The following is a 23,988-nucleotide window of genomic DNA, read 5'->3' on the forward strand; positions in this document are numbered from 1 at the left end:
ATGGACGCACCCACCCCCTATAAGAGTTTTCTCCGCCGCCTTGTCGCCGTATTTGCCATGGCGCTGGCGATGACTATGCTTGCGTCCATGTTTGCCGCGCATCCGGCGCTCGCCGATGACGTCTTCGCCTCTGATGCGTCCGTCGCGACTGCTCCCGCGACTGCGCCTGATACGGATGCTGCGGGATCCACGCAGCAGGCGACCGCTCCTTCCGGTGCCGCAATATTTGCTCCGTCCTCCGAGGGCAACCAGGCCGCGACTGCTCCCGCGACCTCGGTTACCGGTGTATCTGACGACGTGCTTCCTTCGACCGACCAGGCGGCTTTGTCTTTCGATACCACGACCGATGCTGCTGGCTCCACCATTGGTGACGCTACCGAGACTGCTCCCTCGGTCGCCTCGCCTGACGTGCAGCTTCAGGAAGAGGGGGATACCGATGACGACGTCACCATTGACCAACCTGCAGGTTCTGCGCGGTCCGTAGCGGGGGAGAAGAGCTTCTTTTCTGAGGGCGTAGAGGTTCCGGCTGGTTCGGAGGAGGGTTCCAATGGCCTTCGCCCCACTCCCGCGCTCGGCGTTGCCGCCGAGAACTACTCGGACCCCCAGACGTTTACGGGGGAGGACGGTGTAACCGGGTATTGGACCTTCGTTAACGGTACACTCACTATCGGCTCCAATACCGCCCAAAAGCTGAGGCTTTCCGCCTCCAGCTCAGAGCGTGGCGCCCTTCCGTGGATGTCTGCCATCACGCCCTCCGATGTTATCGAGATTCGCTTTGTCGGGAAGGTCAATCCTGCCTCTCTTGCTTCGTGGTTTGCAAACTTCAGCTCCCTCGTCAGCTTTGATGGCGAGGGGCTTCTTGTTACGGGCATCTCCAACTTCTCGAAGATGTTCCAGGGATGCTCCAATCTCGTCAACGTTACGAACTTCGTTGGGACGGGCGCTGCCAGTGGGGCGAACCTCTCGGAGATGTTCGACCGTTGCGAGTCTCTAGTCGCCATCGATCTTTCGTCCTGGGATTTGTTTGGGGCCAATAATCGCGTCAACATGCTTAGCGGTCTCAATTCAATCGAGAGCTTTACCGTCGCGAACGATGTAATCCTGAGCGACACAAACTTCGGTGATTCAGTAAGTCGCGGTAATACGGCTGGTACTTGGTTTAACAATTCCAACGTTCCTTTTACCACTGGCGAGATTATTGCTAGGTACGCTCAGAAAGTAACCGAGGCTACTCCCGTTACTTACACATTTAAATATCAGTCACACTTCGTTTCGGATGCAACCATCAGTTGGAGTTATGACACCGAGTCAAAGACCCTTACAATCGCAGGCGATTCAAACGCTAGCAATATTATCCTGAACGAGAATTATAACTCTCTGCCTTGGCTTCCCTCCGTCGCGCGCGATACGATTGCTCACATTATTGTTCAGGGTTCAGTTAAGGCAAGTTCACTTGCTAGTTGGTTTGCCAATTATTCAATCCTCGCATCTTTTGACGGTTCAGGTTTTGTTGTTAACGACGTTTCGAACTTCACTAGCCTTCTTGAGAATGACTCTGCACTCGTTGAACTGAACCTTACCGGTTGGGTTATGAATTCAGTTTCGAATCTGAACCTTGCTGATATGTTCAAGGGTGTTTCGAACCTCAATTCAATTACTCTTTCGAAGAATGCAGTTCTTACTAGTTCAGGTTTTGCGAACGATGGATTCAATTTGAATCGTGAAGCTACTGACGGAACTTGGGATGCTAGCATTGCCGATTGGTTTGGAACTTCAAGCAATGTTGCGAGTCGCTACACGGGTTCAAACGTTCTTCTCCCCAACGATTCAATTACTTACACGTGGCATGCGGGACAGCGCGGCGGTCGTTTCTCCGACAATGACAATGCATGGTGGAAATATGATTCAAATAAACTTACCCTCGGCGCCGACGGCGGAGCCAACAAGTCCGTAACTCTTTCCAGTCGTGAGAGCGCGCCCTGGCTTGTTGAAGGAAAGGTTACCGTCAAGCAGGTTCGTGAAGTTCTTTCCACTGGCAATCTTGCGCCTACGTCTCTTGCGTCTTGGTTCAGCTCCTACACCAATCTTGAGTCCTTCGACGGACGCGGTCTCGATGTTTCTGGCACAACTGATTTCTCGGAACTCTTTAGGGGTTCTTCGGTTAAGGTAATCAACCTTGATGGCTGGGACATGTCTTCGGCCACCTCCGATGCAGATATGTTTACCGGGACCACCAACCTCTCGACGCTAACGCTTGGTCCCGATGTCCGACTTGGTGCCACTTCTGGCCTTGGCATTACTCTTGCGAGCCATACTCCCGCTGATGGCTCCTGGGTTACCGATGACAAGGCTTGGTTTGGGTCTGGTGACAACCTGATTAGCCGTTATGCTTCGGGGTCGCAGGATGCTACTTATATATATGTGTGGTCTCGTGGCATGTTCTCCGGACGATTCGTCTCCAATGACAACGTCTACTGGCTCTTCGATCCCGGTGAGTCGAACATTGGCACTCTGACTATTGGCGTTGGCGACGTCAATTCCCCTCTGGGCAAGAATGTTTCTGAGCCCTATGATCAGCTCCCCTGGCTCAGCGTTCTGGCTGATCTTCGCCAGATTCGCATCGTCGAATTCCTCGACGGTGTCACTCCCGAGAATCCTGTCGCCTGGTTTAACTCGACTAACAGCGACGGCTATTCCGCTCATCTGTATACCGGCATCATGTCTTTTAACGGTTCTGGCCTCGACGCGAGCGCGGCTACGAGCTTCGCATACTTCCTTCGTGGTTGCCACACGCTCTCGACGCTCTCCGGACTCGAGAATTGGGATATGTCGGGCGTTACCTCCATCTCGGGAATGCTTGACGGCTGCGGATCCCTCACGTCGGTTGAGGGTCTGGCTAATTGGGACGTCTCTCAGGTGAGCGATTTCTCGTATCTTCTCCGTAACGATAAGGACCTCGTCTCGATTACCGCCCTTTCGGGTTGGGATGTTAGGGCTGCCCTCGACTTCACGGAACTCTTTAGGGATGCTAAGGCTGCCACGACGATTGATCTATCAGGCTGGCAGATGCCCGATGTGATGCGTACCAATATGTTTAGTGGTGTCGACAACCTGGTCTCTTTTATCATCAATGACACCGTCAAGCTTGATGGAACCGGATTCGACTCCAATGCCTCTCGTGCGAACGACGTGGGAAGTTGGGAGCGCGATGACGCCGCATCGGCCGCTGGGACCGATCCGTGGTTCGGCAATACCTCCGACCTCGCCAAGCGCTACGACTCCACACGCCTTTCGAGCCCCAACTACTCTGGCATCGCGACGTATACCTGGAAGCCTGGAAATATTCGCGGGCGCTTTGCCTCGAATGACAACGCATGGTGGAAGTGGGATTCCGAAGGCAAGGTCCTTACGCTCGGCACGACATTCCAGAGCGCAGGATATGATGGCCAGGTCGAGGAGGTCTACACTGCGCAGCCTTGGAAGACCGTCCTTGGACGTGAGTTTGTCAACAACAATGTCCACCAGATTGTCATCGAGGCCGGTGCCGACCTTGAGCCCACCCACCTCGACCGTTGGTTTATGGAGTATTGGGCTTTGGAGAAGATCGAGGCCCATGGCCTGAAGATTCATTCCAACTCAACCTTTGAGAAGCTCTTCTACGATGATGGCTATCTCTCTTCCGTGCTAGGCCTCGGCACCTGGGACGTCTCCACTGTCTCCTCCATGAAGTCCATGTTTGAGGACAATGATTCACTGACGACACTAGGTGGGGTTAGTGGGTGGAATACGGCTTCGCTCACTGATGTCTCCAACATGTTTAAGGGTGACGGTGAGCTCTACACGCTCACTGACATCTACTCCTGGGACGTCTCGGGGGTTACGACCTTTGACAGCTTCCTTTCCGGGGCCGCCAAGCTCGAGACGCTTAACATCTCCGGTTGGAATATGGACTCTGGCGCGAGTCGAGACGACATGTTCCTGGGGTGCAAGTCGCTTAAGACCGTCACGCTTGGCAATGGTGTCGGTCTCGAGGGCTCGGGCTTCTCGGATTACGAACTCGACAATACGCGTGAGCCTTCCGACGGCTCGTGGTCTACGACCGGCAATGCCTGGTTTGGTAGCACATCTAATATAGTTGCCCGTTACCAGAACGACCATTCCGGGCGAGGTTCGGGCCTAGGCGAGCAGATCTACAGCTGGAACGCCAATGTCCTGTCCGGTCGCTTCGAGAACGACTATACCTGGTGGACTTTCTCTGGCGGCAGGCTTGCCATTGGTGCCGAGTCCACGATTCCCGCCGGAGAGACTAACGTCATCGCCGAGGTCCATACGGCTCAGACGCCCATGCCATGGCTGGCCGCAATCGGCTCGACGGACCGCGTCACCGCCGTCTCGTCCAATAGTGCCAATATGTTCCAAGCCACGGATCCCACAAGCTGGTTCGCGGGCTATAAGAGTCTCGCGAGCTTCGACGGGCAGGGCTTCGATGTGTCTGCCAACACAACGCTCGCGAATATGTTCTCCGGCTGCTCGGCGCTCTCGACCGTGACCGGCCTTGGCGGCTGGGACGTGAGCGGCGTTACGAGCCTCGCCGGCATGTTCGATGGGGCGAGCTCCCTCAGGACTATATCTGGCCTTGACCAGTGGACCACGTCCTCGCTTGAGACGGTCGCCAACATGTTCCGCAACGCCTCGTCGCTCACCAGTCTTGTTGACGTTGCGGTTTGGGACGTCTCTGGTGTCACCACATTCGAAGGCTTCCTGTCGGGGGCGACCTCCCTGCAGACGCTAGACATCTCCGGCTGGGTGATGGATGCCGGCTCGACCCGCACCAACATGTTCCTCAACTGTCGCTCGCTTTCGCTAGTGACGCTCGGAAATGGTGTCATCCTTGAGGGAACGGGGCTCGATAACGTCAATCTCGGCAAGGTTGCTGGCCAGAACAAGTACTCCCGCGATCCCAACGCGGGGTCATGGCTTACGACTGACGAGACTTGGTTCGGCTCTTCGACCAACCTCAACGCGCGCTATGGGACATCATCAGCAACCAACGGCCACAAAGTGGGGGAGAAGACCTATCGTTGGGTTGGCGGCCGCTACTCCGGCAGGTTCCCCAGCAACGACAACGCATGGTGGATATATGACTACAATTCCGGGCTCCTGACCATTGGAGCGGGCAAGACGGCCGACAACGAGGATCTCACGGTCTCCGAGCTCTCAAACGAGCTCCCATGGACTACGGTCACGGTCTTCAACATAGTCAGCCGCATCTACTCCGTCTCGAGTGTGGGCGGTATTGCCCCAGACAACCTATCCTCTTGGTTTGCAGGCTATTCGAACCTGGCGACGTTTAGCGGCTCAGGCATGGACGTCTCTGGCACGACATCGTTTGCCAATATGTTCCAGAATGACGGAAAGCTCACCACGGTCTCCCTTGAGAATTGGCAAAACCAGGAGGGCGCAAGCCGCAGCGGCATGTTTTCCGGGTGCGGCATCCTCGCGACCATTACGCTCTCCGATGACTCGATTATCTATGGGTCCGGAATCAACGGACTCTCGTCTCGCGCAAATACGCTTGGCATCTGGGTGCTCTCGGATGGTGCCACAGAGGTCTGGTTTGACTGTTCTGCCGAGCTCGAGAAGCGCTATGGAACCTCGGCAGTCCTGAATGAGCGCTTCGGTGTCGGCGCAACGCGCCCGACGGGAGTGCTTACCTATCACTGGGACGGCAACAGGCTTGGCGGAAGGTTCCCCTCCAACCAGAACGCCTGGTGGGTCTTCTATCGCGAGGTCCAGGCCAACGGAAGCAAGGCTGGAACCCTTACGGTCGGTGCGGTCAGCACGGCCGACAACCGTGTCGTCAACGAGTATAGTGACGGCACCTCACGCCATGTCATGCCGTGGGTGAGCGCCATTTCCACGCTCACTCGCATCACTAAGGTCACCTCTGAAGGCGGTATTTCACCTCTCTCCATGGAGGGATGGTTCCAGGGCCTCACCAAGCTGACATCGTTCGACGCCATCGGCATCAACTCGAGTCGCACCGAGAGCATGAAGAACCTCTTCTACGGCGACAGCTCCCTGACGACCTTCCTAAATCTCTCCAATTGGAACGGCGTCAATCGCGTCCAGACGTTCGAGAATGCGTTTGCCGGACTCACCTCGCTTGTCAGCCTGACTGACGTCTCGGGTTGGCAGGTCGACGGCGCTACCTGCTATGACGGCATGTTTATGGGAGATAACAAGCTCGAGACGCTCGACATTCGTAATTGGGACATGGACCTTTCTCCGACGCGTCTTGCCATCACGTATAAGGATATGTTTACGGGCCTCGAGTCCCTCCTTCACATCACGGTGAGTGACGGGGTCGTTCTGGATGCTGATGACGAGGGCTTCGGAAACGAGCTCGTAAAGCACGGAGCAAAATGGGGAACCTGGTCACGTAGCGGCGAGTCCCTTGGCAACACCGACAGCCTCGCCGCTCGCTATCAGCAGAACACGCGCACTTCTCCCACGTACTACACCGCAACGTACGATTGGAACGAGGGCGTTCTACTGGGCACCTTCCTCTCTAACGACAACGTCTGGTGGCACTACGACAACGGCAAACTCTCTGTGGGCATCTCCGACCCGACGCGTGACGGGATCGTGACCGAATATGATGACGGCACCGAGGACCATATGCTGCCGTGGCGCGTCCTCCTCGATGACGTTAACGACCCCAATGGCGTTACCGAGGTTTCGTCGTTCTGGTACGATTCTGCGTCAAGGGGCAAGGTCGTGCCCGTCAATTTCCAGCGTTGGTTCTATGATTACCGCCTGCTCGAGACCTTTGACGGGACCGTCTTCGACTTCTCGTCCGTCACTTCGATGGAGTCCATGTTCCAGGGCGACACCAGACTTACGAGCATTACGGGCATCTCGGGATGGAACACGAGCAACCTCACTACGATCAAGAATGTCTTCTACGGGACGACCAGCCTCAGCACGCTCTCGGATCTCTCGGGCTGGAACACCTCGGGCGTTACTGACTTCAGCGGCGCGTTCTACAACGATTCCCTTCTGACCGAGCTCGACCTGCACAGCTGGTCGATGGACGACGCCGATTCGAGGACCAACATGCTTGCGGGCTGTTCTGGAATTCGCAGGCTGATCCTGAGCGAGAGCGTCCTGATGGATGACGCGGGCTTCGAAGATACACTCGTCGGACTCGGCAACACCAACGGCATGTGGCTGCTCGAGAGCTCTGCTGGTGACTGGATCTGGTTCGATACGACTAGCCGTCTCTCTGACCGCTATGCTTCGACAGCGACTAACCCCACGGGCAAGCTTACCTATAACTGGGACGGAAACCATCTGGGCGGCAGGTTCCTCTCCAACGGAAACGCGTGGTGGATCTACACCAAGTCTGGTGCCGGAACGGGGCTGCTCCAGATTGGCGTGGACGGCGGAGACCTTGGAGCCAACGGAACCCACGTGACCGAGACGGCGCTGGGGATGGGTGACTCCGCGCTTCCCTGGACTAAGCCCAGCTCCGGCAACGTCAACGTTGCCATCGTTCCCGCCGTGAGCGTGACGTCCGTCACCACTAAGACTGCCACGAGCGGCTACCTCAAGATGGACGACCTTTCGAGCTGGTTTAAGAATTACACCAGCCTCGTGTCCTTCGACGGAGAGGGTTTCGACACGAGCGTCTGCCTCGGCATGGCATCCGTCTTCGAGAATGATCTTAGGCTCCAAAGCGTCACGGGCATCTCCGACTGGGACACCTCCGAGATGACAAGCTTTGCCTCTGCATTTAAGGGAACTTCGGCCCTGTCCGCTCTCGATTCCCTCTCGGGCTTCTCGACCGGAAATGTTGAGGACTTCTCCTCGATGTTCCAAGGAGCTTCGTCTCTGCGATACGTGACCGGTATCTCTCAATGGGATACTACCAAGGCGACTACCTTTAACAACATGTTTAGGGGCATGTCCTCCGTTCTTGCGCTCGACTTCAGCGGGTGGGACATGACCGCGAGTAACGGTCGCGCGACCGCCCCCACGGTTTCGGGCTTCCTGACGGGGTGCGTCTCCCTCACCAAGGTGACACTTGGCGACAAGTTTAACCCCGACGCCGACGGTCCCACCTACGCGCTCGTGGTCGAGAGTGCCCACAACTATACGCGCTATGCTACGGGCCTCGGCGTGAACACCTGGTACGTCTACTCACCTGGGGCCACCAGCCTCACGGTGACCTTTAGCTCGGATCCCTACTACAAGATGGGCTACAGGACCTGGTACTACAACGGTTACCATGCCGATACGGTCACCATCTATAACAGGAACGGCGTTTCACAGGGCAGCTGGAGTCGAAGCACCATGACCGGCGTCACACTGACCGTCCAGGGTGACACGCTTTATATCGTCATGACCGTCGAGGATAACGTCGAGGCCGTCGGCTTTAACCTGACCGTTACGTCCGATCACAACATCTACCAGCTCCTCGGCTCCTCGGCCACCCAGGGCAAGACCCAGGGCGTTACTTCGCGAGGCGTCTGGAAGCGCGGGGAAGACGGTTGGATGGGATCCTGGCAGGAGCTCATGACTTCGTATGCCGGCCACGGTGGAGCTGCATCGCAGGGCATATACGAGCTCTCTATCGGGGAGATTGCGGGTCGCTTCGGGTCCAATGACGATACCTGGTGGCATTATGCCAACGGCGAGCTTGCGCTTCATGGCACAGGCGTCGCCGCCGACAGCCAGGTGAATGAGGTCGCATCTGGCGTCACCGTTGAGGGGGCCTCCACCATCCCCTGGGACTTCCTGCGCTCCTGGAACACCACGAGGACCAGTCACGGCTTGCAGTCTTACATTTATTCGGTCGTCTCTGACGGCAGCCTAGCGCCCACCAACATTCAGTCCTGGTTCTCCACCTACAGCAACGTGGTCACCATCGATATGAGCGGCGTCGTGACGGGGTATGCGACGAACTTCTCCAACCTGTTCTCGAACAACCCCGCCCTCACAACGGTCAGTGGGCTTGGCGACTGGGATACCTCTGGCGTCACAACCATGGCTTCGATGTTCCAAAGCGACGGCGTGCTCTCGTCTGTCGGAGACATGTCCGATTGGGATGTCTCCGGAGTTGTCGACTTCTCGTCCATGTTCCGCGATGACGCGTCCTTCTACGACCTGTTGGGCTTGGCCTCTTGGCAGATCAACCAGTCCGAGGACGTCATCATGGCATCCATGTTCCGCAACACCGCGATTGAGGCGGTCGATAACCTTGCCACCTGGAACACTACCCGCGTGACCTCGATGGAGTCCATGTTCCGCAACGCAATCCACCTTGCGAATGCGGTTGGTCTCGTAAATTGGAACGTCGTCGGCACAGACCTTTCGAACATGTTTAACATGCTTAACTCGTTGACGGGTGCCGACAACGCCGTCACCGTCCTGGACACTGTCGACCTCTCCAAGTGGCGCATGGACCAGGCGACAAGCGTCTCTAACATGCTTGCTGGCGCTCACGCTCTCTCGACGGTCAAGGTCTCTGACAACTTTACTATTCTTGCCGGAACCGGATTTACGGACAGTCTCCTGGGTCGCGGGGTTGTCGACGGCGCCTGGGAAAGGAACGACGCCAAGTGGTTTGACAGCACCTCCGCTCTTGCCGCGCTATACACGGCGGACGGTGCCGCCTTCGCGGGGACCTACGAGTACGTCTGGTCCAATGAGCCCGGCGGCCGCTTCAGGTACGGCTCGGGCATTACCAACACCTGGTGGCGTTATCACGAGAGCAACCAGACCCTGACCATCGGCACTACCGAGGTCGTCGGGGCTGACTTTACCGTCGACGACAAGGCGATCAACGGGACCACCGAGATCCCGGCCGGACTCCCGTGGAACGCGCTCATTTCCAACATTCGCCACATCGTCGTCCGCGGCGGCATCAAGCTCACGAACCCCGAGGGTTGGTTTAAGGATTACGCAAACCTGATTGACTTCGACGGCACGGGCCTGCGTTTCTCCGACCAGTTCGACGGATCCATCGCGAGCCTGTTCGAGAATGACCCCAACCTTACGACCATCACGGGCATTGGCGCCTGGCCCACCGAGCGCTTCACCTCCCTCGCCAACCTCTTCAAGGATGACGCGAGTCTCTCTACCATCGATGGTATCGAGCTGTGGACCAACACCTCCAACGTCGAGAGTCTGGCAAGCACCTTCCGGGGTACTTCTTCGCTCACGGATCTCTCTTACCTCCGCAACTGGGACGTCAGCAAGGTCGAGTCCTTCTCCCACACCTTCGACGGCTGCCGTGCGCTCAACTCCGTCGAGTACATCAACGGCTGGAATACCTCCTCCGCCCTCGACATGAGCTATATGTTTGCGAATGACACGTCTCTCTCTGAGGTCGTGCTGACCTCTCCCACGTGGGACACCTCCAACGTGACCACGTTCGCCTACATGTTCAGCGGTGACACCCTGCTCACCAACCTCAACATCTCGAGCTGGGACATGCGTGCGAGCATTCCCACGAGCGGCGGACGAACCGGCTTCCTCAACAACTGCTCCGGCCTCTCGACGGTGACGTTCGGGCAGAACGTCGTTCTTTCCGAGAGCGGCTCCACCTCCACTTCCACCAACAGCACGGGGTTCGGACAGGCCCTCTCCGGGCATGCGGCGGCGAACGGCCGCTGGCAGCTGCGCGGTGGCTATTGGTTCGACGGCACCGCCAACCTCGCGGACCGCTATGCCGCAGACGTGACGCGCCCTGCCGAGACCATGACGTACGACTGGCAGAACGGGCAGCCTGGAGGCCACTTCCTGGCCAACAGTGGAGCTACGACCACAAATACCTCCGCGTGGTGGACCTATGATCCGTTCACAAGGACGCTCACCTTCGGCGTTGACGCGAACAGCACGAACCTGGACGTCTACGAGACACGCGACCAGCTTCCGTGGCTCAAGTACAGTGTTGCCGTTGCCGGCAATACCAACAACGTCGTCGCCCGCAGCAACATCGCGCCCCACAATCCCGCCAGCTGGTTCTACGGGTACGGAAACCTCGTCACGTTCGACGGTGGTGCGATGGATCCCTCCAAGGCCACGAGCTTCTATCGCATGTTCCGCGACTGCACCGGCCTCACGACGCTCACGGGCATTTCCAACTGGGACCTTGCCGACGCCACGGACCTCACCGAGATGTTCTGCAACGCACGCTCCCTCGCCAATCTCTCCGGAATCGCCAACTGGGACGTCTCAAACGTCATCAACATGACCTCGTTCCTCTACGATGCCAACGCGCTCACTGATGCCAGCGCCATCAGCAACTGGGATGTCTCGAACGTGACATCCTTCTCCCATTTCCTCTATCACCCCGATTCGCTGCGCGTGGTCGACTTCTCCGGTTGGAACATGTCCACCTCTGCGGACTTCACCAACATGCTCTACAATGCAACGCTCCTCGACACGATTACACTCGGCCCGACCTCCATCGTCTGGACGGGACTTTCCGACATCAGCTCCAGAAACGATGACGACGGACGCTGGTACCTGTCCTCCTACACCTGGTTTGGTAATTCGAGCGCCATCGAGGGGCTCTACGAGCACACGCTCGATTCCGCCTCGCGCCTGGCCGCGGTCTACTCGCAGGTTGGTGCCGCTAACGGCTCTGACCTCACGTTCTACTGGGACGGTTCCAACCTCGGTGGGCGCTTCTCCAATCTCAATACCTGGTGGCGCTATAACAAGAGCACTCACGTTCTGACGATTGGCGCCGACTACGGCGGTGACAGAAACATCACCGAGACTTCCTCCCAGCTCCCCTGGGCCACCGTCCCCGGCCGCGCCAACGTGTACACCATCAACTCCGAGGGCAATGCGAATCTCCTCAACCCTTCTGGTTGGTTTGCGAACTACTCGAACCTCACTTCCTTCGACGGCGAGCTCATGAATGTCAGCGGCGCGACCGATCTCTCGCTGATGTTCGCCAACGACCCTCGCCTGACGACAGTCAGTAACGTCGACGGGTGGAACACCTCCAGCGCCACGACGATCTCCGGGCTCCTTCGCGGTGACACCGGCCTGGCGAACAACTACGCCTTTACCGCCTGGGACACGAGTTCGGTCTCCGACTTCTCCAACGTCTTTGCGGGCGATTCGGGCATGACTGCTATCGATCTCACGGGCTGGGACATGAGCGAGGCCACGACTGTCGACGGCATGCTCTCTGGCGTTACGGGGCTTGACACAATCATTCTCGACGAGCAGAACGTGCTCGATGATGACGATGCCTTCGATGCGACCGCGACCTCCGGCCTCGACGACACGCTCTCTGGGCGCACTTCGAAGGACGGCCGCTGGGTCCTCGCCGACGGCACGTGGTTCGACGGCTCGCCCCGCCTTTCTCGCCTCTATCCCCTCGGCGGAAACAGCCGAGGCGACGCTCTCATCTACACCTGGGACGACACGAAGCTGGGTGGCCGCTTCCACTCTGATGAGCTCGCCTGGTGGTACTACACCAAGGCCACGAGGGTCCTGACCCTCGGAACCCAGGATGACCAACGCGTCGAGGTAAGCGAGAAGTACGACGAGCTTCCTTGGCTCAGCATCGTGACCCTCGCCGACGTCCTCGGTGTCACGTCCCAGGGGCAGATCGTCCTTCCCGAGGACGCGTCGCTTTGGTTTGCCAGCTCTCCCTATGCTTCCAAGGAGATGCTCTCCGCTGCTAACAAGACCCTCTCCGTCTGGACGCGAGACCATGGCAACATCTCACTGAGTGGCGATGGGGAGATCTCCATCTATAGCGATAGCGGCTGGGAGAATGCGTACACGCAAATCGCCCTCGAGCTGACGGCGGGGAAGACCTACACGCTCATGCTCTACATGAAGGGTGACGCGTACACGCGCCTCGACAACAGCGGCCTTCCTGGCGTCGAGGTCAACCGTTATGCGGTTCGCGGCGACACACGCGGCAGCCGCGTGGCCGTGATCCCCTTCCTCGAGTCCGGCGCCTCTTCCTACCAGCGTCGTTTCGTGACGTTCACAGCTCCATACACCGGGCGATTCTACCTGGGCATCTGTGGTGGCGCAATCGCTGACACGAGGAGGACGTACAGGTTCTCGGTAAAGGACCTCTCGCTCATCGAGGAACCCGGATACATCGCCATGACCTCCTTCAATGGGCAGGGTCTCGACGTCTCGTGCGTTGAGAACCTGAGCGGCTTCTTCGACGGAGACATCTCTCTCAACAGCATTAGCCACACCTCCACCTGGGACGTCAGCAACGTGAGTGACTTCTCGAACGTCTTTAGGGACAACGAGAGCCTTGCCGACCTCTCGAACATCACGCGCTGGCAGCTAAGCTCGGCTGCCACCATGAGCGGCATGTTCTCCCAGATGGACTCCCTTGCGAGCAACGCGGCCATTGCCTCCTGGAACGTCAGCGGCGTTACCGACTTCTCCGACCTCTTCAAGGACGACTTCAAGCTTACGAACCTCGACATTTCCAGCTGGAACATGACCTCTGCGCAGGAAACCTCCGGCATGCTCGACGGGTGCACGAGCATCCAAACGATTGTCGCCGGACGGAGCTCAGTCATAGACCAGGGCCTCACCGACTCGCTCTCTGGCCGCGGGCCCTCGGACGGCATGTGGAAGCTTGAGGACCTCGGCTGGTTCGACTGCTCCTCGAGGCTCGCATCCCGCTATCCTGCCCGCGCCGCCGGCAGCGATTTCACCTCTCAGCTCACCTACGTGTGGGACCCCAACTTCCGCGGCGGTCGCTTTACGCCCAATGGCAACACTTGGTGGCTCTACGAGAACGCAACGAGCCAGCTGATCTTGGGTGCAGACGGAGGTGCCGAGAAGTCCGTGGCCATGTCTGCCGATGACCTTCCCTGGATTGACGTCGTTGGGCTCGCGAATATTACTTCCGTGGGCAGCAGGGGAGGAATCGTGCTCTCGACCCCGTCGGGCTGGTTTGCGGGATACGACAATCTCACGTCCTTCGATGGCTCCCAGATGGACGTCGTGGGCGCCACGGACCTTAGCAACCTGTTCGCTGGTGACTCCATGCTCGATACCCTTGCCGGCGTGAGGGACTGGGACACCAGTTCGGTCACTGATTTTTCCGGTGTCTTCAAGGGTGTTAGCGCTCTCACGAACGAGGGCGGCTTCTACCAGCTTGACGGCTGGTCTACGGTCTCCGCCACCGACTTCAGCTCCATGTTCGAGGGCGCCTCGGGCCTGAGCGACCTTACGCCTCTGGCAAGGTGGGCGACCGGCAACGTTCAGAACTTCTCGTCCATGTTTAAGGATTGCGTCTCTCTCGAGGACCAGTCGCCCATCCGTAACTGGAACACCGCCGCCGCCAATAACATGAGCTACATGTTTGCGGGATGCTCCAACCTCAAGTACCTCGACCTCTCGCAGTGGAACATGAAGGGGCGGGGCATGAGCCTGACGGGCATGCTCGACGGCTGCGGGGATCTCACCCAGATCAAGACGGGCGAAAGCACGGTGCTTGCCGGCACGGGTCTCTCCGACAACCTCGAGGGCCATGGCAAGAGCGACGGTTCTTGGAGCCGCGATGACTCCGCCGCAGCGGTTGACGGTGTGTGGGCCGACAGCTCGTCGAAGCTTGCGGACCTCTATCCCGCGGGCGGCAACAGCCTGACGCCCGCGACCTACACCTGGGAAGAGGTCGTCCGCGGGCGCTTTGACTCCAACCAGGGCGTCTGGTGGGAGTACAACCTCAACACGCATACCCTGACCATCGGCTATGACGGAACTGACGGCAACACGCACGTGCAAGAGGATGCCAACCACCTGCCGTGGGGCTCGCTGGCTCCGCCCGATGCCGGCGGGCAGGGCATCAAGTCCGTTCTGCAGAAGCTCGTCTTCCAAGACAGCTCCCTCAACGTCGACGGACTTAAGGTCGAGGTCGATAATCCCGCTGGGTGGTTTGCGGGCTACAGCGCGATGACCGAGGCCGACGTGGCAAGCATGGACGTAAGCGCCGCGACCTCGCTTGCCGGTATCTTCTCGGGCGCCACTTCCCTCGAGACCCTAACGGGAACCGAGGAATGGAACACCTCTAACGTAGTGGACTTCTCCTCGGCCTTCCAGGGAGACCAGGAGCTTGTCTCGCTCGATATCAGCAGCTGGAACCTCGTCGGCCATGACGTCTCCAACATGCTCGATGGCCTCGATTCCATCACCCATCTCACGCTGGGCGGTGGCTCCGTTCTTGCGGGTACCGGTCTTTCTGGGACGACGACGCGCGTCCCCAACTCCGGTAACTGGATGAACGGAGACGCCAAGGTCGTCGGAAACGATGACTCTGACCCTGGCTCCACCGCGGCCCTCATCTCGCTGTATCCCTCGGGCGGCAACGGTCATGGCGTCGTGACGTATGACTGGGTCACCAAGGAGTTCTTCAAGAGCAACCCCAACGCCTGGTGGTTCTACGACCCCGAGACGAAGGCCCTTCAGGTCGGTATCGTCGATAACCCCGTCGACGTGACCGGTGACGGGGTTATCGACTCTGACGACTTCGTCGTGACGGAGTACGGCACGAGCCTCCCATGGCGCCCGTCGGTTGCGCAGGGCAAGATCCACAAGTTTGAGGCCGTCGCAAACGGCGCGGGGCAGCTCCTCACGCCACGCTCCATGCAGAGCTGGTTCGAGGGCCATACCGCGCTTCTGGAGTTCCTGGGCAACAATCTCGACGTCTCGCGTTCGACCTCCTTCGCGTCGCTCTTCTCGAGCTGCACCGCGCTTTCCACCATCGAGATTGACGCGTGGGACATGCGAAACAACCTGGCTCGCAGCACTTCCGAGGAGCCGGCTGTGGAGGTTGCCGCCGACCTAACCAACATGTTTGCCGGCACGAGCCCCTCGACCGTCAGCGTCGGTCCCAACGTCATTCTTTACGGCTCCGGCTTTGCCGCCAGCATGGTCGCGCGCGGGCAGGACAATGGCACGTGGCGCACGGGAGAAGGGACCGACACCTGGTTTGACACTTCGACGCACCTGGCCAACGTGCGCTACGGTACCGACCTTACCCACAACCAGCACCCCGCTGGTGCCGTAACGCTGGTCTGGACGCCCGGCGTCGGTCGCTCGTTCAGCCCGAACGACAATGCGTTCTGGGCCTACGACAGCCAGACGAAGACGTTCTGGTATGGTGCTGGACCCGGCACGAACAAGTCGCTTCCTAACTTCACGACCGGAAGCGACTCCAGCTCGGCGGTCGGCTGGAGCGACGGCCGCGGTGCCTACGATATGTACTCCGGCGACCTTGCCCTGTGGTGGAGCAACGCTCCCTGGTTCGACATCCTCCAACCTGGCTCCGTGGAGCATATTAGGACCTCTGGCGGCGCCAAGCCCGGTGACATGAGCATGTGGTTCGCCGGAGCGTACGGCATCGGCCACAACGGCGGTTCCTACATGGAAGACTACCGCTGGAACTACTTCGTCACCGGCGCCGACGGCAACTCGCTCTCCAACTACAGCCTTTATACGACCTATGCTCGTAAGCAGGTCTTCTCCAACGTCCTGGACTACGACGGCTCCGGCCTCGACATGAGCTCTGCCACGAACGTCAGCAACATGTTCCGCAACCTCAAGAAGCTCCAGAGCGTCAACCTCACCGGCTGGAAGATGCCCGCCTCCTACGGCGACATGCTCTACGGCCTCGACTCGCTCAATGAGCTCACGCTTGATGACCAGGTCAGTCTCGCGGGTACGAGTTGGACGGTCACCAAGCGCGTCGCCGGTCAGCTCAACTACCGCACGACTCTCATGCACTCCTGGAAGAACCAGGGCTCCGAGAACAACTGGCTCGGTACAAGCGCTGACCTTGAGCGCAGGTATCCCTCCTCGCTCGCCGGCATCGGCAGCACGCTCGGCGTCCAGACCTACGTCTGGCAGACCGACGACATCGGTGGCCGCTTCCCGTCCAATGACGCTGCCTGGTGGCGCTACGACCAGCTCTCTCGCACGCTCACCTTTGGCGTCGACAATCCCGGCAGCTCCACCACGGGCTCCGTCATCGTCGCCGACCACGGCACTTCGATGCCCTGGAGGGTCGTTCTCAACTCTGGCGCCGTCAAGTACATCGAGGGCGACGCGCAGTCCGGCCATCTCATCAACCCGACGGACCTCTCCGATTGGTTCAATAACACAAACGGCTTCTACGATGGGCTCATCGAGTTCGATGGCACGAACATGCGGGTGGGAAGCACCACGACGTCCTTCGCCAACCTCTTCAAGGGCGACTCTGCCCTCACGACCGTCCGCCTTACAGGCTGGAACATGGCGCTGTCCTCGCCGCGGACCAATGCGTTCACCGGCACCACCTCGCTCGTCGAGCTGTCTCTCGACAACGGCTCGATCCTGACCAACTCCGGCCTCTATCACGCAGACAACCAGGCCGCGCGCTGGCGCGTTGATTGGCTGAGGGGCTCCAATGGTCCTGACCTGAAGGTTGGCTCCTATAAGACCAACTCCGAGCTCCTCGACATCTATGACGTCGAGAATAACAAGGGCAATGCCGTCACCTGGCATTGGTATCCCGGCACTATCTTCAAGTTCAACCGCTCTGCGGCTGGCCACGAGACCGGTGGCCCGCTGCAGATGCCCGACGTTTTCGCGCCCTTCAACTACAGCTATACCTTCGAGGACCCCAACCTCAGCGGCTCCCAGTGGACGGGATACGAGCGAAAGGGCTGGCGCCTCCTCTGGTGGAATACGCAGCCTGACGGATCTGGCCGCGAGTACCCCACCTTCGCGCCTGGCTCCACCATCGTCCCCACCGACGCCGAGTTCGGCGAGGTCACCAACCTCTACGCCATGTGGGCACCCGTCGACCAGACGACGCTCTCGTTCGACAAGAACAACTCAAACGCCCAGTTCAACCAGGGAATCATCGGGTTCACGCAGATTAACAAGGACGCCGGCACGGACATCGAGCTTCCCGACTACAACGGCGTGGTCTCGGCTGAGGGCTACGACATCATTGGGTGGTGCACCACCGCCGACGGAACGGGCACGCGCTACCTCAACGGCGACACCTTCCGCATGCCGTGGCTTGAGAGCGACCAGGTCGTCAAGAATGGCACGGTAACCGTGAACGGCGTCACTGCAACCTGGTACACCTACGACACGACTGCGGGCGTGGACCGCTATACCTACGCGCAGACGCTTTACGCCATCTGGGCGCCCCACGGCAACTTCACCGTCAACTACGACGTCAGGGGTGGCATCCCCGCGATCGACAGCCGCACCGACGTCTACTGGGACTCCGTCAACCTCGTTCCGTCCGTCGTGCCGACGCGCGAGGGCTATAGCTTCGTGGGCTGGTTCTTCGACGTCGAGAGCGAGGACGACCCCGTCCAACTCACCAACGAGACGCACTTCTACGATTTCGAGAGCCCCGATGACAACAGTCTGCCGGTCACCGTCTACGCGGTCTGGGAGGCCGGCAACGTTACGATCACTTACCTCGCCGACGGAAACGGCACGGTCAGCTCGACAAACGTCTTCGATTCTGGAAAGCGCGCGACCGAGGAGATCCTCTCAAGCTCGCCTGTTGCCTCCGGCGTAGGCGGCGTCGCCTCGCCCTCGTACGGCTATCGCGTCGTCAGCTGGACCAACAACTACAACGACGAGGTCATCACGGGCACCAACTCCATCACACCCGACGTCGTCTACCGTATCGCCTACCATGACGGTTCCTTCCATTCCGTTACGTTCACGGCGCACTTCGGCCTGATGACCTACATCATCCAGTACCAGGCCAACGGAGGCACCGGTTCTATTCCGCAGGACAACGCGACCTATGGAGTCTACTACCAGATCGCCGACGGCGGAACGTCCGACGGCATCCACCGTGACGGCTATTCCTTCTCGTACTGGAGCATGAGCACTGACGACGCCTCCAACAGTACGCACTACAGCTCGGGTCAGCTGGTCAATGACTTCAATACCAGCAACCAGATAATCGTGCTGTTTGCCCACTGGAACGAGCTCCAGTCGAGCGTTGTCTTCTCCACGCGTGACGGTGGAACTATCGAGAACGCCGGCGGCGTTAACATGGGTGCCACCTGGCGTCCCGAGACCATCGGCCGCGTCACCGGCCAGGCCATCACGGCCGTCGCACGTCCGTCCGATGGTCGCATCTTCGTCAAGTGGATTGACGCCGCGACCGGGGCCACCGTCTCCACGACCGCCAGCTTCACCATCTCCAAGTCCGGCACCCAGTGGCCTGCGACCATGTCTTACATCGCGGTTTTTGCCCCAATCACCTACGCCATTGCCTTTGACGGCAACGGCGCGACCGAGGGGTCCGTCGCCTCCATCCAGAAGACCTACGGGACGAACGTCCAACTGCCTTCAGCCGCGGCCTTGAAGCGCGACGGACATGCGTTCGCGGGCTGGAATACTGAGGGCGACGGCTCCGGCGCCTCATTCGCCGACGTCGAGCTGCTCACCGCTGATCTGTCGTCCACGCAGGGGGCGACGGTAACGCTCTATGCCTGCTGGAATGCCCTCGACTACACCATCTCGTTCAGGCCGGGCGCTTCCGGCGCGACGGGCAGCATGCCCGACGAGCCCATGGTGTACGGCGTCGCCAAGGCAATCACCGCCAACGCCTATAGCCTTGCGGGACACGAGTTCGCCGGGTGGAACACGAAGGCGGACGGGACGGGTGACAGTTACTCCAACGCCCAGGTCGTGAGCGCGCTCGCGTCCAACGGGCAGACCGTGATACTCTACGCGCAGTGGATCGCTGCTCCCCAGTCCGTGACCTTCGAGGCTGGGGTCGGCGGCGCGCTGACGGGTGCGACGATCGTCAACATCGACTGGGGCACACGACTCTCCGGCCCCCAGATTCCCGCGGCGGTTCCTGAGTCGGGCAAGAAGCTCGTGTACTGGGCCTACAGCATGGTGCCCGCCGGCACGTCTCAGGCCGTCTCGGGCCTCGTCGGCAGCCCGTCTGACCTTACCGTCACCGGTTCCGTCACGTTTATCGCGACCTTCATCGACGACGACGTGTTCTTGGTCCGCTATGACCGTGGCGACCATGGCGCCTTTGCGGACGAGTCCGGACTCACATACTGGACTGACCTTGCGAACGGGTCCGTACTTCCCGCATTCGCGGGCGAGAAGGACACGGTCTCTACCAACCCCCGCAACTACAACAACCCCAAGGCCCAGGCCGGCTTCACCTTCGTTGGCTGGTCCTGGCGGGGCGCGGGGCAGAGCTACTCCACTCTCAGTGGCGACTCGCTTCCTTCCACCGTCACCTCCGACCTCGTCTTTGTCGCCCTGTTCGAGGCTGATGTCCAGGTCCTGAGTTTCGACGCGAACGGCGGGACGTCTGCGGGCCCCGGATCGCTTTCTGCCGTGCGCGCTGCAACGGGCGCAAACGTCGTGCTTCCTGGCTCCTCTGACGTCGCTAGGGGCGGCTACGATCTAGCCGGCTGGTCGACGAGCTCCAATGGTCCCGTCGAGTACGCGGACGGCGCGTCCATCCCGATGTTCTCTCAGAACACGACGCTATACGCGATTTGGGAGGCCTGCTCCTATGTCTTGGCCTTCGATACCGGTGGTGGGTCGACCCAGGCCAGCAAGAACGGCATCGGATGGAACGACCGCAACCTTCTCGCCGGCGTCGCCGACCCGACCAAGACGGGCTACGTCTTCCGCGGCTGGTTTGTTTCCACGGCGGCTGACGCGGCTCGGGCCGATGCCAACACGCCCTTCTCAGCCATCGCAACCTCCTCTGCCAACGGCTCCGCTGGAACGCTGTACGCGCGCTGGGAGGAGATGAGCGGCAAGATCGTCTACTCTGTCGTTACGGTCGACGCTACGACGGGCGTTCGTACGCCGACCGACGGTGGCTACGTCAACCACAAGAGCCAGGTCCTCTCGGCCGTCACTGGCACTGCCACGGGCTCTGCCGCCTATGCGCGTCCGGGGTTCATGTTCGTCCACTGGATTGACGCCGACGGCAACGTAGTCTCCACGTCCGCTGCGTATGTGCCCACCAAGGACCCGTACGATCCCTCGGTCGGGTCCTACGCCATCTGGGGCAATCCCACCGAGTACTTCGCAGTGTTTACGGCGCACGACTTCACGCTTTACTTTGACGCCAACGGCGGCACTGGCTCGCTCAATCCAATCCACTTCACCTACGGAATCGCCCAGGACATTCCTCTGGCGAGCCAGGGCGGCTTCGCGCGCACCGGCTACACGTTTGCTGGTTGGACGACTGCGCCCGACGGATCCGGTACGTACGTGGCCGACGGCGCCTCGGTCAAGAATCTGTCTGACGCCCAGGGCGCTGACGTTACGCTTTACGCCCAGTGGACGGCGGCGACGCTCGCTCTCACCATTGACGGCAACGGTGGCCACCTGCCCTCCTCTGCCACGACCACGCGCAGCTACAGCCTCAAGAGCGGCGACTCCATGCACCTGCCTTCGGGCGGCAGCTTCGAGCGTGCCGGCTATGTGCTCGACGGCTTCTCCACGACCTCCCGTGGTGACGTCGTTTACCTCCCGAGCTCGACGTATGCCATGCCCACCAGCCCGACGACACTATTCGCGCACTGGAGTCCCATCACCTACTCCGTTTCCTACTCTGCGGGGACTCCCGACGCCACGGGTTCGATGGCGCGCCAGACGTTCACCTACGACGTGGAGCGCGCTCTCTCTAAAAACCTCTTCGAACGCAACGGGTATGACTTCATCGGCTGGTCTACCAGCGCGTCGGGCGACGCCACGTATGCCGACGAGGCGTACGTGAAGAACCTCTCCTCGCGCGCCGGCGGAGACGTGATGCTCTACGCCGTCTGGTCAGCCCGCCTCTACTCCGTTACCTATGGAACCGAGGACGGCACCAAGGGAACCGTAACTGCTTCCACCCGCTACGTCACCTATGGATCTGCAGATGCCATGGAGGGTGTGAAGACTACGGCGGCCTCCGGATACGAGATTCGTGCCTGGAACTGGCAGATGACCCTCGACGACGGCACCGTCAAGAACGGGCAGACGCTCAACCCGACCCAAGTGGCCATCGAGGGCAGCACCGTCTTTACGGCTCTCTGGGCACAGGTCCTTTCCGTCAGTTACCTCCCCGGAGAGCACGGCAGCTGGGACCTCGGCTCTTCGGGAACCTTCTTCGACGGTTACAATGACGGCGATCTGGTTCCGGCGTTCGCGAGTCCCGCGACTGCCGAAGGCCTGCCACTTGGCAAGACGGCCGAGGACGGCGTCACGTGGACGTTCGCTGGATGGCTCGGCTCCGATGGCGTCACCTATGCGGCCAACGCCATCCAGCCCGTGAACTTCGAGGGTCAGAGCCTCGTCTTCACCGCTCTGTGGGCGCGCGACACCGTCATCTCGTACAATCTTAATGGTGGAGCCTGGGTTTCCTCGGAAGCACCGAGCTCGGTGACCGCCGCGGCAGGGGAGAGCGTGACGCTGCCCGGCACCTCTGACGTCCGTCGTGCCGGGTGGCGCTTGGACGGTTGGTCCCTCTCGGCCAATGGACCCGTGGCCTTTGCACCTGGCGTCAGCGCCGTGGCCATGGATGTGAACACGACGCTCTTCGCACGCTGGACCCAGAAACTCTACACGGTCAACTATGACACCCAGGACGGCTCGTACATTCCCACCAGGACCGACGTCGGTTGGGACTCCACCGACATCGTTCCCGCGGCCCCCTCGCGCGTCGGCTACCTCTTCATCGGCTGGTACCACAGCCCCACTCATAACACCGAGGACCTCGACGAAGGCCGCGTCAGCGAGGGCATGAGCTTTGCCCAGATTGCGACGCTCAAGGGAATCGATGACACTACCAGCGGGTTTACCCTGTACGCGTGGTTCACGCCCGAGTACGCAACGCTGCACTACGCGGTCGAGTCCGGCTTGGGCAGCGTTGCCCCCGATGCGGAGACCGTGAGGGCGGGCGACGGCTCGCCCACCGGCTCGGTGGCGACGCCCGCGCAGGGCTACAAGCTCGACGGCTGGTACACCTCCAAGGGCGCCTGGGTCTCCCGCAACCTCTCCTTCGCTCCCACCAAGACCGTGGACGAGGTCTGGTTCCCCGGTACTACTTGGTATGCTCGCTTCGTTCCCATAGCCTACGAGGTCGCCTTTGACGGCAACGGCGGAACCGGCACGGGCATCGTCGCCATTCCCGCGCTCTTCGACACACCAGATGCCCTTCCCATCGTCGCGACGTCCTTCTCGCGCGACGGGTACACGTTTGCGGGCTGGAACACCAAGCGCGACGGATCTGGCCGTTCCTTCACCGACGGCGGTCAGTTCGACAACCTGACGACGACCGACGGCGCGACGGTCACGCTCTATGCTCAGTGGTCGATCGTCGGTCACTTCATCACGTACGATCCCAACAACAGCGAGCGCGGCAGCATCAACACGCCGCCTTCTGGCGCCCTTCATGCCGTCGGCGAGACCTTCGCGGTCGCGACGGCCGGCGATACCGTGGACTTCTGGCGTCGCGGCTACACCTTCGACGGCTGGAACGACGCCACGCACCGCGACGACGCGACCGCCCAGTACTCCTTCGGTGACAGCATCACCATGGGCAACTCGGACATCGTGCTCTACGCTCACTGGACACCCATCTCCTACACCGTCGTCTTCCACGGCAACGTCATCGACGCCTACCTCGATTCGTCGGCGGGTCTGCCGACGAGCGTTACGGTCAGGTATGGCGAGCAGGTCTCCATCGCTAACCGTTTCCTGCGCGAGGGCAATGTCTGGACGGGCTGGGAGGTCGTCGGTGCCTCGGACGAGACCTTCACCTTCACGTCGTCACAGGGCTATGTCAGCAACCTCACGTACCGCGACGGTGCCACCGTCGACTTCTTCGCTCAGTGGGCGGCAGAGCGCGTGAGCGTCACCTTTGCCAGCTCCGACGTCACGAAGGGAACCATCTCGGGTGAGGACAGCCAGGCAATCTGGTAT

General features: G+C 60.1%; 1 protein-coding gene (only partly in view). It reads left to right on the forward strand.

All coding sequences use genetic code 11. The annotated features are described in order from the left end of the window. On the forward strand, positions 1-23,988 hold part of the coding region annotated (locus tag B5D13_RS08625; RefSeq protein ID WP_159444014.1) for a BspA family leucine-rich repeat surface protein (this coding region is incomplete at its 3' end). Its footprint extends 15,452 nt past the window's final position; 23,988 of 39,440 annotated nt are visible.

Source organism: Olsenella sp. KH1P3 (assembly GCF_900167315.1).
Classification (GTDB): domain Bacteria; phylum Actinomycetota; class Coriobacteriia; order Coriobacteriales; family Atopobiaceae; genus Olsenella_J; species Olsenella_J umbonata_A.